The sequence below is a fragment of the Shewanella sp. M16 genome, assembly GCF_018224605.1.
Lineage (GTDB): Bacteria > Pseudomonadota > Gammaproteobacteria > Enterobacterales > Shewanellaceae > Shewanella > Shewanella oncorhynchi.
The window spans coordinates 45,758-60,258 of record NZ_JAGTUL010000021.1 but is presented as its reverse complement, the minus strand read 5'-3'; the positions used below and the strand labels follow the sequence as shown (position 1 = coordinate 60,258).

The following is a 14,501-nucleotide window of genomic DNA, read 5'->3' as shown; positions in this document are numbered from 1 at the left end:
GAATTTAAATCTTACTGAGCCAAAATGGTATTTAGCTTTTGCGGTTTACTATTCTGTAGCGTTATTTTTCTTGCATTAACAGCCAACAGCCCTGTTATCTGTTCTTCCTGCTCGCGACATTTTGTATGCTACAATCTTGGCACTTCAACATGGCTTATCAATCCTAAATATTTCAATGAGAAAAGGCATTTTACTGGCGGGCGGTACTGGCTCGCGTCTTTATCCTATGACGCAGGTTGTCTGTAAGCAATTACTGCCCATTTATGATAAACCAATGATTTATTACCCACTTGTCACCCTGATGCAGGCTGATATACGGCATATTTTGATCATTTGTACTCCCCACGATTTACCACTGTTTTATGCATTACTCGGTGATGGTAGTCATTGGGGACTTAAGCTGCAATATGCCGAACAAGCCTCTCCGAAGGGATTGGCTGAAGCACTCATTATCGCCGAGCCATTTTTAGCGGGTGATGCCTGTGCGCTTATTCTAGGGGATAACCTATTCTATGGTCAGCACTTAACGGTAAATTTGCAACATGCTTGGCAAGGCCAATCTGGGGCGACCGTTTTTGGTTACCATGTGGCGAACCCTAACGCTTATGGTGTTGTTGAGTTCGATGACACGGGTAAAGTGCTTTCTATCGAAGAGAAACCTCTGCAGCCTCGTTCACGTTACGCTATGCCTGGCTTGTACTTTTTTGACGGCAGAGCTGCAACATTTGCAAAAACGGTTTTACCTTCGGCAAGGGGCGAGTTAGAGATTGTCGATGTTATCACTCGTTACTTAGCTTTGGGAGAGTTACGGGTCGATATTCTAGGGCGTGGGACGGCTTGGTTAGATACTGGTACGCCTGATGCCATGGCCGAGGCGACACAATTTGTTGCTGCCATTGAGAAACGACAAGGGCTAAAAATCAATTGTCCTGAAGAGATTGCATTTCGCTGCGGTTGGATCAATGGGCAGCAGTTAGCGCAATTGGCTCAGCCTTTACTCAAGAGTGGCTATGGTGAGTATTTGCTCGGTTTACTCGATAAGCAGGTATTTGATGAAATGTAATGAAACTGAATTAGCCGAAGTATTGGTGTTTGAACCTCAAGTATTTGGTGATGAGCGTGGTTTTTTTAAGGAAACGTTCAGGCAATCCTATTTTGATGCTTGTTTTACTGCAAGAGGACTTGAGCCTCCCGTATTTGTGCAGGAAAACCAGAGTCGTTCGCAACACAATGTGTTACGTGGATTGCATTTTCAACAGCGTAAGCCACAAGGTAAATTGGTACGGGTCTGTGCAGGGAGCATTTTTGATGTTGCCGTCGATATTCGGGTTGACTCGGCTACCTATGGAAAATGGGTTGGGCGAGTGCTATCGGCAGAGAATCATCTGCAAATGTGGATCCCGCCGGGCTTTGCGCACGGTTTTTATGTTCTTAGTGATTATGCCGATGTTATTTATCAATGTACCCAATATTATGATTCTGAAGATGAAAGCGTTTTAGCTTGGAACAGTGCTGAGTTTGCCATTGATTGGCCATTAATTGCCGCACCGATTTTATCCACCAGAGATAGCATCGCCAGCACACCCTTATAAAGCCAATCACTGCTTGTATTAAAAGGAACGACAATGAGTTTATTATTTTCGCCTTTAACCTTAGGTCAACTCGAGTTAGCTAACCGCATTATCATCGCGCCTATGTGTCAGTATTCGGCAGAAAACGGCCAAGCAACCGATTGGCATACGATTCATTTAGGGAGCATGGCGTTATCGGGTGCGGGAATGCTCATTTTAGAGGCTACCGCTGTTCTGCCCAATGGCCGAATTTCCTATGCAGATTTAGGCCTATGGGATGACAAAACGGAGGTTGCTTTAGATAAAACCCTCAAATCTATTCGCAAGTATTCAAGTATGCCAATGGCGATACAACTCGCCCATGCGGGGCGTAAAGCATCAACTCGAAAACCTTGGGAAGGTGGCGGCACTATTGCACCCGATGAACATAATGGTTGGCAGACGATAGCGCCTTCCGCGCAGGCTTTTAACGAAGGCACAGCATTACCGAGAGCGATGACATTGGATGAAATTGATGAGCTTATATTGGCATTTGTCAGTTCGGCGCAACGTGCCGAACGATTAGGGCTTGATGCGATTGAACTCCATGCTGCTCACGGTTATTTACTTCATCAATTTTTATCCCCATTATCGAATCAACGCATTGACCAATATGGTGGCAGTTTAGAAAATCGTTTGAGCTTATTGTTGGCCGTGTTCGATGCAATTAAAGCAGTGATATCGCCTAAGATGGCACTCGGTGTGCGGATATCAGCGGCTGATTGGGTTGATGGCGGTTGGGATTTAACCCAAAGCCTAGTATTGGCAAAAGCATTAGAGGCCCGAGGCTGTGATTTTATCCATGTCAGTACTGGTGGGTTAAGTCCATTACAACAAATTCCTGTTGCAGAACACTTTCAAGTGCCTTTTGCCGAAGCCATTAAAGCTGAGGTAAACACACCTGTGATTGCCGTGGGATTAATTAAGGATGCCAATAAAGCAGAAACGATTCTGGCACACGGGCAGGCTGATGCTATTGCACTTGCTCGCACTATGCTCTATGACCCACATTGGCCTTGGCATGCGGCAGCAATATTAGGTGCAACTGTGAAAGCGCCGCCACAGTACTTACGTTCATCGCCACATGGGATTAAATCGCCAATAAAGTAATGAGCTAATTTGGCAGTGCAGATTTTACTATTGTAAGTTAGTCCTAATAGCAGAAAACAAAACGGGCAAGAATTATCTTGCCCGTTTTGAGGTTTTACTGCGTACTAATTATTTAATGGGGTCAACACTGGGTCTGGTATACCAAAGCGCACGTGCATCAGTTACATCAAACAAGTTGTACTTACGGCCAAGCATTTGACCGCCGTCGCGGGTCAACGGCATCCATGATAGGAAAGCACGACTATGGGTAGACTTAACCGTCATTAGATCGAATGGGATTGAAATATAGAATCCCTTGGTAAAGCTTCCCTCACCGTATTCATCTGCCGATAGATTAGTTTTAGTCGCAAATGCGCCGACGATAACACCACTATCAAACTGTTTAGAGAAATCAACCGTCACGCCTTTATCTTCGGTGAGATATTGTCCAGCACTGACTCTGAGTAAGGTGTTAGGAAACCACTCCGGTTGGTAATAAGCAGTTGCATGTCCAGTCACTACGCCAGTCTGAACTCGATAGGCACGATTGGTGAGAGGGTCAAATTGATTTTCATCCTTAAAGAACCCAAACATGCTATCGGGATCTCGCTGTTTAGCATAGTTAACATCGAACCCAAAGGCCCACTGACTATTAAGTGGGCGATATAGAAACTCAGTACCAACACCGCCATACATCATCTCTAAATAGCCACCATAGGCTTGATAGGAAATATTATCGCTAAGATTGTCCATCCAAGTGAGTTGCAGATTATTAACTCTCACTGGGTTATCGTGAACATATTGGCGGATTAAGGTTCTTACTCGTTTTAAGTCGGTGCCGTCTGGTGGCACGTCATATAAAAACTTATCGTAGTTATCGTATAAATTAAGGTAGAGAGAACCGCCAAATTCGAAGTTATCGGTAAATCGATAGTTGGCACTACCTGTAACACCGATATTAAACATGTAGAAGCCTTCCGAACCACCGAAGGATTGCACCATAGTTGGTGAAATATCAAAGCCAAGCTTGTCTAACCAATTTTTGTCTGAGTGTGTGACTAGTTGGCCTTGAGGTAATGAAGGGACACTGACTTGACTTGCGTCTGTAATCTTCGCATTCAGATAGCCAAAACTTGCTACTTGCGCAAATTTTTCCGCATCAATACGAGTTTCGATAATTGGTTGGCTATAGTGAGTTTCAATCAAGCGATACTCTTTGATTCGAGTTAGATCGCTATTGTTGGCGAGTATGGTTGCCGCCCTTTGATGGGCTTCATTTCTATCTCGAAACTTAGTTTGCTCACCAACGACAGTGATGCTGTCAGAGTCGAGGTAAATTTTAGGATTGTTATAGCCCGCAATGGATTGTAGATCCTGTGCTACTTTCGACCAGTTAATTGCTGTTTCTAACATGCCCTCTTGTGGCTGTATTAAATGAACGTCTGCGATTTCTGTTGTGGTATCTATGGTGGCGCTGGCTATTGCAGGCGTTTGTTCTGAAGAATTAACACTATCTAATGGCGTATTGGTTGTTTGCGCATGTGTTAACGGTGCCGCAGGAATTGGCTTATATTTCGCTGCAGCAGGATCGCGTTTAATCTGTGTTAACTCATTAAAATTCGTTTGTAGGCTAAAACCAAGCGTCCAAGTGTTTCCGCGCTCATAGCTTAAATGCAGGTCTCCCCAGTCTCCGAACCGATATAATAGGCCATAGTTAAATTTGCTGTCCTGTGGCATAGCAATACCGCCGCGAACAACTGGAAAATCGGATTGGTAGTCGTTACCATCGTATTCGACTTTGACGCGTAGTGGGTCCCAAGGCGTTTGATATTCGACACCGCCGAAGAGGGCCGCACAACCTTTAAACCAACGTTGATAATCAACTGTGCCACCTTTACCACCATAGGACGTATCTCGATCGCAGTTATAGTTGAGATCTTTTTTATCCGATGTCAGGTTGCCGCTATTACCGATATATCCCCAGCCAATACCTAAGGTGAAATCTAACGGCCCAACTCGTTTAGTGGCTGCAATAAACTCACCATCAAATAATCCAGTACCACCAAAGTCACGCACACCTATAGACGTTTCTGGAAGCCAGTTAGTTTCTTCAAGCAACCGGACTTTAAAGTCTATACCTTTATCTGTTAGCTTAGAATTTCCACTAAAGCTAGGATCGTTACTATAGAGTAAATCTTGCACTTGAGTATAACGTACCGTCGTTTCAAACCAAGGGAAAAGTTGTACAGAGGCTGTAAAGTGTTGGTATTCGTCGTTATAGCTAGTGGCAAAATTAAACTCGCCTTCAGATGCCATACGCCCCGTTGGCATCTGCATTAAACCAACACCGCCAAAATCTGATTGCGAGGCTAAGAGTGTGGGATAGGAAAATTCATCGGCAGTCGCATGTAATAGTGGCAAAAGTGCCAAAGATAGTGCGGATAGACGACCTAAAGAATGGAGAGAGTTTTTCATTACAGAGCCCGATTCCTGAGTAATTCAATTATGTTTTCATTCAAACTCGTGTCGTCACCAAAGCCGCTTGAAAACTCAACGTAAAGTGTTGCCCCAGGTGCAATATCCTGAGTCTGATGGTTCCAATAGGCGATAGGTTGTTTTATTGCCTGTCCATCGGGTTGAATTATCCATATAAAACTAGTTTCAGCATTATCTAGTATGCCTGCTTGCTTGAGGTAATCTTTGCTACTTAGTTGATTCTGCCATGTAAAACTCCCCGTTTGAGCCACAGCACCAAGTACAGTGACGGTTGTTGGGCGAGGTGGTAAAACTAATAGAAAACGACCATTAATCAGCGTGTTATACGAATCATTAATTCGAATAACATCAACATCCAGTGGTTGTATTACACGTTGTCCAAGTTTTAAGTTGCGAATGAATTGTGCAAGTTTAGCTAGCTTGGCGATGTAAGCACTGTCGTCTTTAACTTCGCCCATTTTGGATAGTAGGGTTAAGACTTGCTGGCGTTTAGTCTCTAATACGGCGGTATTCTCAATATCGAGTAATGCCACACCTAACCAATAAATAGGCACGACTTCATTTTGATTGGTTTTATTATATTTTGGAAGTTGGACTAATCCATCTTGCACTATTTGCTCAATACGCACTGCTGCAGGATAGTTCAGTTGAACCTGAGCATCTTGATTTATTGATGTGCTGATGAATAGCTGAGTTTCAGCTTGAACAGTTGTCGTTAATACCGAACTAAGTACAAGTGCCAATGGTGCTATGTAATATCTCATAATGGTTCCACTAGGATGCAAATGGCTTAAGTAAAGTGATATCAATAAAAGGTAGATTTGGTGCTATCTTCTGGCGACTTTTAATGACGTGTCCATTATCTGGCTTTAACCAAAATTCATTTTGATACTGGATATTCAGGCCTTCCACTGATACTAGCTCACTGTAATGCAGTGCTTGGGTTGGCGCATCGTTGATGAGTATCTCTTCCTCGGCAATAAAAGCAAACTGCGAGTTAATTTTATATCCATAATGGTATCCTGGCTGCCAATCAATAGTTCGAGTCCAAGTTTTAGGGGTACTGCTTAAATGCAAACCTAAGAGAATAGGATCGGGTTCAGAGCTTTCTATTGCGGCTAAATTGCCAGTAAGTAGACTTTGAGTTTTTACTAAACGTCCGTTCACTGTCACTAACATAGCGTTATCCGCGGAGAGCCATTTTAGCTCAATTACTTCCGGTACGGGTCTGACTGGGGTGAGAGTTTGTCTCGGTTCCGCAAAGGCTAAAACAACAAATGCTTGGGGGGTGTCATCAATCTTGACATAAATGCTGGCATAGGGATTAGCTTTCACTTGCTCGGTTGTGAGCTTAACATCGCTATCTCCAACGAAAGCCAATTTCATCGTATCGTTGAGGGCGCTAATTCGTTGACTACAGCCAGAAATTCCCATTAATGCAATGGAGGCTGTGAGTAGTGATAGTAGTTTTTTATTTATACGCATCCGAGTTGCTTATTCTCAATAGTCATAAATATCAAATGTAGAGAGAGGTGAGTCTTATTTCAAGAAATGGAGCAATTCCTACTCTCTAGAGAAACAAAAAAAACAACCGCCAGTAGGCGGTTGTTTGATAGCTATATCAGACTGATTAGTTGCCAGTACCAGTGTTAGTACCTGTACTCGTGATTGGGTTGCCATCAGAGCTGTTAGAGATTGCAACAGCACCGGCAATCGCAGCACCAGCAGCAACAGAACCAGCAACGATTAAACCAGTGCTGTTAGCTGCAGCGTTAGTGCCTGCTGCTTTGCCTTCAACTGCATTTGCAGCCATAGAGCTGAATGCTGTCATTGCAACGATAAGTGCTAGTGAAGTTTTTTTCATCGTGATTCCCTTTTTGAAAAAATGTGCATGATTTTTTGATAATCTAGTACAGCATAGTAAGCGATGCAAACAAAATTATCAATGTTAAATCCATCTTCTTGCTCATGCGAAAGTTTGAATTTCGGCACTAATATTCAAGCTATATCTATCCATTTTGCATGATTTTTAGTGAAGAAACTGATTAAGTCGTTAGCTTATTTTAAACAAAAGAAATCTTTAAGTTCATCGATATTTTCCATGGCATCTTTATAGCCTAAGTCGATTAAAGCGCTGGTATATGTTTTTTCGAAGAGTAGGTAGGACACAATACTTGAGTCTGATTGCCTGTCTATACCAATGAAGCCGAGTAAGGTTTTAACGGCCCATGGCATGTCGTCATAGAAGCGGGCAGCAATTTTGCTGAGATCTTCGCTAGGTTTGATGACTAGGGCTTTAATTGGATGCAAGGCGAGTTTGTTACGGCTTGACTCAGGGATCAGGCTTAAAGTGTTATTGATCCTTTCTAGTCTCTCAAGGTCGCTATTTAAGGTATCTGAAAAGATGGTATCGAGCAGATGACCTGCTATGGTCGCTGTTTTTGGGTGATATTCTAGTTCCATAGGAAAGTGCTTGTGCGGGCTCTCTAAGTTAATGACTAAGAGTTTTTCGGCGCCTAAATGAATAGGGCTTGAGAGCGGTGCTAGCTGATGGACTGAACCATCACCATAATAGGCTTGGTTGAGTTTAATGGATGGAAATACCATAGGGATTGCCGAACTGGCGAGTAGGTGCTCGGTATTGAGCATGATACGTTCGCCACTGCGACGGGCACGGGTCCAGTTTTCGATTTCTTTCGCGGCTTGGAAAAAGGTCACTGAGCGAGAGTTATTATAACAAGAGGCATCCACACTCAGCGCGGTCAGTGAGCCATTACGGATATTACGGTCGATACGTTTAAAGTCGATTAGCTCATTGAGTAAGCCTCTGAGCGGATCATTATCGAGCAGACTGCCTGCATCGGTATTGACCTTATCATCTTGCATGCCTTTGAGGGCCATTTTCGTTAGATGGCTGAGAACGCCTGTGATCGAAGCTCGGTAGACTTTTCGAGTTTCAAAGTGACGCCAAACCCATTCGAGTTTTCTGACACCAAGGTGAAAGCAAGAGGCATGGGTAGCGATAGCGGTGCCATTGATGGCACCCGCAGAGGTTCCGCAAATAATTTTAAAGGGAATACCATGATTGCGTGGATAAAGCTGGACCAGTGCTTTTAACACGCCGACTTGGTAGGCCGCCCTAGCGCCGCCACCGCCTAAGACTAATGCAGTTGATGTAGGCAATCTTCAGACTCAATTTATTGTTTTAATAGTTTTATTAAAGCAACGCCCCCCTATAAAAAGCAAGTCGGTAGACTCAATTAGTTGTAAATTTCGATTTATCGTTTATTCGATTGCTGGAACATTTCGCTTTAGACAATTAATCCGCTGTAACCTTGGTCGTTTTACTGAGGCCAAAGCAATGCTCCGATGTTGGAAATTCACCCGTTCTTACTTCTTGGGCATATTGTGCGCAGGCCTTAGTGATCAATGGTCCTAAGTCTGTATAGCGTTTAGCAAATTTAGGCGTGTAGTCAGAAAATAAGCCTAAGATATCCTCAGTCACGAGCACTTGACCATCGCAGGCGGGTGAGGCGCCAATGCCTATGACTGGGATTGAGACTCCTGCCGTCACTGTGCGCGCCGCGAGCTCGGATGTGCCTTCAATCAGTATGCTAAAAGCGCCTGCTTGCTCAAAGTCTTTCGCTAAACTAACGAGGGCTTCGATGGCGGCAGCATCCCTTGCTTGGGTTTTAAATCCACCCAATTGATTCACGTGTTGCGGCATTAATCCTATGTGTGGCATTACAGGGATCCCTCGCTGGGTTAAAAAACGAGTGGTGTCGAGCATCTCTGCGCCACCCTCGAGTTTTACCGCCTGCGCGCCTGTGCGTATTAATACTTGGCTGGCATGTCTGAAGGCTTGCTGAGGCGATTCTTGATAACTCCCAAAGGGCATATCGATAATAACGCAGGCATGTGCTGCGCCGCGAGTGACAGCAAGACCATGATTAATCATCATTTCTAATGTGACCACGAGTGTAGAGTCTTGCCCATAAACCACCATGCCGACGGAGTCGCCGACGATAATCATATCCACATGGGGATCGATAATTTCTGCCATCGGCTTTTCATAGGCGGTGAGAGCAACTATGGGGGTTTTACCTTTCATTTTTTGTAATGTAACGGGCGTTACGCGGTTTTTATCCATGTGGATACTCATGTCATCTCCAATTTATTCAGTCTGATATGACATGTTAGCGTTTGCTGCTTTGGCTTAGGCTCGATAGATTGACTTAATGTCTAGATAAAAAGACACTTATTTACAAAAGGTGCTTCTAAACAAAGAGGCGCTTCTATAGGGAAGAGGCTCGATAATACGAAAAGAAGCTTCGATATAAAAATCACTTTGGGCGATAACATCTTGAATCAAGTCACTGACACGCATTTATCCCAGCTGCATATTACTCAGCACACGCAGGTCGCACCTTCACGTTTAGCCGCCGCAGGGCTAAGTGCCTCCATCATGTTGCTTAAGCGAACACTCAAGCCGTTTGAACATGTGCAGCGCCATAGTCATTCCTGGGGACAGGTCATTTATGCCAGTCAAGGCGTGTTGAGTGTGATCACGCCTGCGGGGCGTTACATTGTGCCGCCTGAGCAAGCGGTGTGGGTGCCTCCCTTTGTCGATCATGAGGTTATCGCGCTAGGTCAGGTGCAATTGAGTAGTCTGTATTTGGATGAAACCCGGATAGGCGGGTTTCCACCCGACTGCACTTGTTTGAGTGTGAAGCCTGTTTTGCAGTTATTGCTGCAAGAGGCTAATGCCTTAGTGAAGAGTGAGGCTGGGCTAATTGATCCCGATTTTAAGGATCGCGTCATGCGGCTCTTGATGGTGATCCGTGATTTTATGGTACTCGCCCCTAAGGTCGCCTTGGATTTACCTTATCCTAGGGATAAAAAATTACTGCGCATTACCGAGGCTTTGCTTGCCGATCCAAGTGAGCAACGTACTTTGGTTGATTGGCAGCGGGAGGTCGGTGCCTCTGCCCGCACGTTAGCGAGATTATTTAAACAGCAAACAGGGCTGAGTTATAGCCAATGGTTGCAAAGGCTTAGATTGCAGGTGGCGATTCAAATGCTCAGCCGAGGTGAATCTGTGCTCACTACAGCGTTATCCTTAGGTTATGCCTCGGGTTCAGCCTTTGGTTATATGTTTAGGCAGTTGATGGGTGTCGCTCCGAGTCAGTACCTGTTAGCGCAAAATACCTTGCCCAAAATACAGCGGTAAACAGCCGCATATAAAAAGTCATGTTGCGAGCCAATGTGAACGATGAAGGTCAATAAAAAGTCCAATAAAAAACGCACTTAAGCTGGGCTCAAGTGCGTTTCGTTTTTGATCTTCAGCTTGTCTACATTTCGCGTTAAGGCTTAGCCTTTAACTGCGTTTTTCAGGAAGTCGAGCAGTTGATCGAATGGAATATCTTGTTTTTCACCTGTGCGGCGGTTTTTGTATTCAAATACGCCAGCATCAATATTGCGATCGCCAATCACCACTGTATGTGGGATACCAATCAGTTCCATATCGGCGAACATCACACCTGGACGCTCTTTACGATCATCCAATAACACTTCGATACCCGCTTCATTTAAGTCTTTGTATAACTGCTCGGCGATATCGGTTACGCGGTGCGACTTGTGCATGTTCATTGGCAGAATACCCACGCTAAATGGCGCAATCGCTTCTGGCCAAATGATGCCACGGTCATCGAAGTTTTGTTCGATGGCTGCTGCCACAATACGGCTCACGCCGACACCGTAACAACCCATCAGTAGCACCTGTGACTTGCCATTTTCGTCAAGTACAGTCGCGTTCATCGATTTAGAGTAGTTAGTGCCCAGTTGGAAAATATGGCCCACTTCGATACCGCGTGCCATAGCATAAGTGCCTGAACCATCAGGTGTTGGCTCGCCTTCGACTACGTTACGGATGTCGGCAACTTGCGCTGTCGGCAGATCGCGTTCCCAGTTGATACCAAAATAGTGTTGGTCATCAACGTTAGCACCGGCGGCAAAATCGCTCATGACGCTAACGCTGTGATCGATAACGATAGGGATTTTAAGACCGATAGGGCCAAGTGAGCCAGGACCTGCGCCAATGGCGTCACGGATCAGCGCTTCTGGCGCCATTTCCAATGGTGATGCGACTAAGTCTAACTTGTCAGCTTTGACTTCGTTTAGTTCATGGTCGCCACGAACGATTAACGCCACTAGCGGAGCGGCTTCGGTCGCACCTTTAACGATCAAGGTTTTGACCGTTTTAGTGATATCCAAACCAAACTGCTCAACTAATTCCGCAATGGTCTTCGCATTTGGGGTATCGACTAAACGCAATGCTTCAGTGGCTGCGCCGCGTGGCTCAGTTGGCATAGGTGATTCGGCTTTCTCAATGTTAGCCGCATAATCGCTGCCTGTTGAGTAAGCAATTAAATCTTCACCACTTTGTGCTAGAACATGGAACTCGTGTGACATGCTGCCGCCGATTGAACCCGTATCAGCTAAAACTGGGCGGAAAGCTAAGCCCATGCGCGATAGAATGTTGCTATAGGCTGTGTACATAGCCTCATAGGTTTCATTCATGGTATCGACGTCAAGGTGGAAAGAGTAAGCGTCTTTCATCAAGAATTCGCGTGAGCGCATCATGCCAAAACGTGGACGAACTTCGTCACGGAATTTGGTTTGGATTTGGTAAAGATTCAGCGGTAATTGCTTGTATGAGCTGACTTCTTTACGAATGAGATCGGTGATCACTTCTTCATGGGTTGGCCCCAGTACGAAGTCGCGATTGTGACGATCTTTAAAGCGTAACAGCTCGGGACCAAACTTTTCCCAACGACCCGTTTCTACCCACAAGTCTGCCGGTTGCACCATAGGCATTAGAATTTCAATTGCACCGGCTTTGTTCATTTCTTCACGAACAATGGCTTCGACTTTACGCAGTACACGTAAGCCCGTGGGAAGGTAGCTATAAAGGCCCGACGCATTACGACGGATCATGCCCGCACGTAACATTAATTGATGACTAATGACTTCTGCGTTGGCAGGAGTTTCTTTCTGTGTTGATAGCAGGTACTTGCTGACGCGCATTACCGATGTCCAAATTTGAGTTGAATGGTCGCCATTTTATCACCTGCTTTGGTGATGTCACCTAGGGATTTAGGTTAAATTCAACTAGCTGGGAGATAAATAGCATTTTTTGATGCTGGATAACGGATAACGGATAACGGATAACGGATAACGGATAACGGATAACGGATAACGGATAACGGATAACGGATAACTAAAGGAAGAGCGCTGTGCTGTTAGAGCGTGACTTCGTCACTGCTAGTATCAAGATAATCCTTACTGCTTACTTATCCCGTCTATCACCAATCACTTTGGCGGGGTTGCCTGCCACTATCGCCCAGTCGGGCACATCTTTCGTTACTATGCTGCCCATACCCACCACAGCGTGATCACCAATGGTCACACCATCGACTATGCCTGCCTGAGCGCCAATCCACACATCTTTGCCAATAACAATGCCTTTGGAGTTGGCAGCTTGTTGATATATGGGGGTATCTGGCGCCATGCCATGGTTAAAGGCGTAAAGGGTGACATTATTGGCGATGCGGGTTTGATTGCCTATCTGAATCCCGACTCTGCCGCCATCGAAGGAGCAACCATGATTAATCGCCACTTCGTCCCCTAGCGTGATAGGCCCATGCAAAAAACACTCGGCGGCGATCATGCAGCGATTACCTATGCGGATATCACGATTGGGTTCGGCAAATAACTGAGCTTCGGGGGCGATAAAACAGTGCTCGCCGATAGTTACCGTTTCGAGGGCACAAAGTTTTGCTTGAATATCGTCTTGCCAAGGTTTGGCCCAGATTAAATGTTTCTCTTTTAAAGAAAAATACAGCCACGGCATCCAAGAGAGCCGCTTTTTATGCTGGCTTTGATAATCAGGTTTTGATGTAGGCGTTGGCGCGGACATTTAGCCACATTTCCCCGGTTTGAGTTCCAATACTAAGATGTATTCTTGGTCATTGTCATCGACCGCCATTTGCCAGAACACATCTAAATCATAGAGGGCGACTTGATATAACTTAGGATCGTCCTTGGCTTTTTTGTAGGCGGGACGTGGATCTTGGCCGAGCACTCCGCGAATAAGTACGGCTAAATCTGTGTAGGTTTCCTGCTCGGCGTAACGCTCAATCTGTGCCTTGGCATGGTCAGAATACACCACTGAAATCAGTTTAGGCGCGTCTTGGGCAATGCCGCCTACAGCATCGGTAATCGAATCTGAGAAAGGAATGTATGGCTTAATATCAATTATCGGTGTGCCATCGAGCAGATCCATACCGGAAATTTCGAGGCATACTTTGCCCTTGCGCTGCACTACGCCGTGCAATTTCACTACAGACTGACCTATACCATTGGGGCGAAAAGTGGAGCGAGTGGCGAACACGCCGAGTTTTTCATTGCCGCCTAAACGCGGCGGCCGTACTGTGGTTTTCCAACCTTGGGCAAGATTCTCATGGAAGCAAAACAGTAACCAGAGATGTGAATATTGCTCTATGCCACGCACCGCATCGATATGATTCACATGGGGCTCGAGCTCGACATAGCCGCGCGCTTCAACAAGTCCGGGTTGTCTTGGAATGCCAAATTTTTGTTTATAGGGCGTGCGGCATGTTGCCACTGCGATAATTTGGTTGGTAAATGTCATGCAAAAAATTACCTAAAGGGTAAGTATAACAACCGCCTAAGTTCATCATTCTAAGCTCATCATTAAGGCCCATCTTTGTGTGCTAATAATGCAGCGTTGGTCATGAAGCGTTAGCCATTAAGCGGTTGATAGGGGCAATCTTATAACACTATAGGATCACGCCGCGAGCAGTATGCTTAATATGCGTGAGGCTTACTCTGTTGTAGCCGTTTTTACTGCTTGACCAACGCATAATGCGCGGCTGATACAACCTTGGGCTGCTTCTTCAAATATGACACATTGCTTGATGATAATGCCGTTAGCCCCTTTATCTGCCGCATTGCGACGGGCTTCGGTTCTGGCATCGGCAAGCGACGCGGGCGCACCGTTAGCATCGGCCTGACAGGACTCACCTTCGACCAATCCTTTTAATTCATAATGACCTTTCGGCAAGGTATCGCCTTCATAAAGGATGACATCGGATGCCTTGAAATAATCATTAATCGCCTCACTGTCCAAATTACTGTTAAAACTGTAGTCGCTTGCACAGGCACTGAGCAGGAGCACTAATGCACTTGAGAGGATAATTTTCATGGTTTGACCTGAGGTTGAGG

Annotated in this window: 14 protein-coding genes; 4 read left to right on the top strand and 10 right to left on the bottom strand. The window is 45.3% G+C overall.

The genetic code is table 11. The features are described 5' to 3' along the window. The first annotated feature begins 175 nt into the window (after nucleotides 1–175). The 3 genes from rfbA to KFE26_RS14860 are packed head-to-tail and all read left to right on the top strand — an operon-like array spanning nucleotide 176 to nucleotide 2,720. Nucleotides 176–1,063 (top strand): glucose-1-phosphate thymidylyltransferase RfbA, encoded by an 888-nt coding sequence (gene rfbA, locus KFE26_RS14870; protein WP_212600869.1) that lies wholly within the window; start codon nucleotides 176–178, stop codon nucleotides 1,061–1,063. Then, the gene (gene rfbC, locus KFE26_RS14865; RefSeq protein ID WP_212600868.1) at nucleotides 1,053–1,592 is read left to right on the top strand and encodes a dTDP-4-dehydrorhamnose 3,5-epimerase; all 540 of its coding nucleotides are present in this window, start codon (nucleotides 1,053–1,055) and stop codon (nucleotides 1,590–1,592) included. Before rfbA ends, rfbC begins: the two co-directional genes overlap by 11 nt. A gap of 33 nt (nucleotides 1,593–1,625) precedes the next feature. Then, nucleotides 1,626–2,720 (top strand): NADH:flavin oxidoreductase/NADH oxidase, encoded by a 1,095-nt coding sequence (locus KFE26_RS14860; RefSeq protein ID WP_212600867.1) that lies wholly within the window; start codon nucleotides 1,626–1,628, stop codon nucleotides 2,718–2,720. Between the two features lie 108 nt (nucleotides 2,721–2,828). Here the strand turns inward: KFE26_RS14860 and KFE26_RS14855 are convergent, their stop codons facing one another. From KFE26_RS14855 to panB, 6 genes are all read right to left on the bottom strand, one after another. Next, nucleotides 2,829–5,174, bottom strand: a complete 2,346-nt coding sequence (locus tag KFE26_RS14855) for a YjbH domain-containing protein (RefSeq protein WP_212600866.1) — start codon at nucleotides 5,172–5,174, stop codon at nucleotides 2,829–2,831. Beyond that, a complete protein-coding gene (locus KFE26_RS14850) occupies nucleotides 5,174–5,959 on the bottom strand; it encodes a capsule biosynthesis GfcC family protein (RefSeq protein WP_212600865.1) in 786 nt (261 codons plus the stop codon). Before KFE26_RS14850 ends, KFE26_RS14855 begins: the two co-directional genes overlap by 1 nt. 10 nt (nucleotides 5,960–5,969) lie before the next feature. Continuing rightward, nucleotides 5,970–6,680, bottom strand: coding sequence for a YjbF family lipoprotein (locus KFE26_RS14845; RefSeq protein WP_212600864.1), 711 nt, complete (start codon nucleotides 6,678–6,680; stop codon nucleotides 5,970–5,972). Between the two features lie 145 nt (nucleotides 6,681–6,825). After that, the gene (locus KFE26_RS14840; RefSeq protein WP_212600863.1) at nucleotides 6,826–7,059 is read right to left on the bottom strand and encodes a hypothetical protein; all 234 of its coding nucleotides are present in this window, start codon (nucleotides 7,057–7,059) and stop codon (nucleotides 6,826–6,828) included. 194 nt (nucleotides 7,060–7,253) lie between these two features. Beyond that, entirely contained in the window at nucleotides 7,254–8,378 is a 1,125-nt protein-coding gene (locus tag KFE26_RS14835; protein ID WP_212600862.1) for a patatin-like phospholipase family protein, read from the bottom strand. A gap of 136 nt (nucleotides 8,379–8,514) precedes the next feature. Then, nucleotides 8,515–9,357, bottom strand: coding sequence for a 3-methyl-2-oxobutanoate hydroxymethyltransferase (panB, locus tag KFE26_RS14830; RefSeq protein WP_212600861.1), 843 nt, complete (start codon nucleotides 9,355–9,357; stop codon nucleotides 8,515–8,517). A 186-nt stretch (nucleotides 9,358–9,543) separates the two neighbouring features. Here panB and KFE26_RS14825 point away from each other — a divergent pair, with 186 nt between their 5' ends. Further along, nucleotides 9,544–10,425 carry a helix-turn-helix domain-containing protein gene (locus KFE26_RS14825; RefSeq protein ID WP_212600860.1) on the top strand — a complete coding sequence of 294 codons (882 nt, stop codon included), beginning with the start codon at nucleotides 9,544–9,546 and terminating at the stop codon, nucleotides 10,423–10,425. Between the two features lie 140 nt (nucleotides 10,426–10,565). Here KFE26_RS14825 and KFE26_RS14820 read toward each other — a convergent pair whose 3' ends face one another. From KFE26_RS14820 to rcsF, 4 genes are all read right to left on the bottom strand, one after another. Continuing rightward, nucleotides 10,566–12,281, bottom strand: a complete 1,716-nt coding sequence (locus KFE26_RS14820; protein ID WP_168824371.1) for a proline--tRNA ligase — start codon at nucleotides 12,279–12,281, stop codon at nucleotides 10,566–10,568. 262 nt (nucleotides 12,282–12,543) lie between these two features. Further along, on the bottom strand, nucleotides 12,544–13,173 hold the full coding sequence (locus KFE26_RS14815; RefSeq protein ID WP_105252033.1) for an acyltransferase: 630 nt from the start codon (nucleotides 13,171–13,173) through the stop codon (nucleotides 12,544–12,546). Further along, on the bottom strand, nucleotides 13,174–13,908 hold the full coding sequence (tsaA, locus tag KFE26_RS14810) for a tRNA (N6-threonylcarbamoyladenosine(37)-N6)-methyltransferase TrmO (RefSeq protein WP_212600859.1): 735 nt from the start codon (nucleotides 13,906–13,908) through the stop codon (nucleotides 13,174–13,176). It abuts the gene before it with no gap. A gap of 192 nt (nucleotides 13,909–14,100) precedes the next feature. Then, nucleotides 14,101–14,481 (bottom strand): Rcs stress response system protein RcsF, encoded by a 381-nt coding sequence (rcsF, locus tag KFE26_RS14805; RefSeq protein WP_113940978.1) that lies wholly within the window; start codon nucleotides 14,479–14,481, stop codon nucleotides 14,101–14,103. Nucleotides 14,482–14,501: the final 20 nt, after the last annotated feature.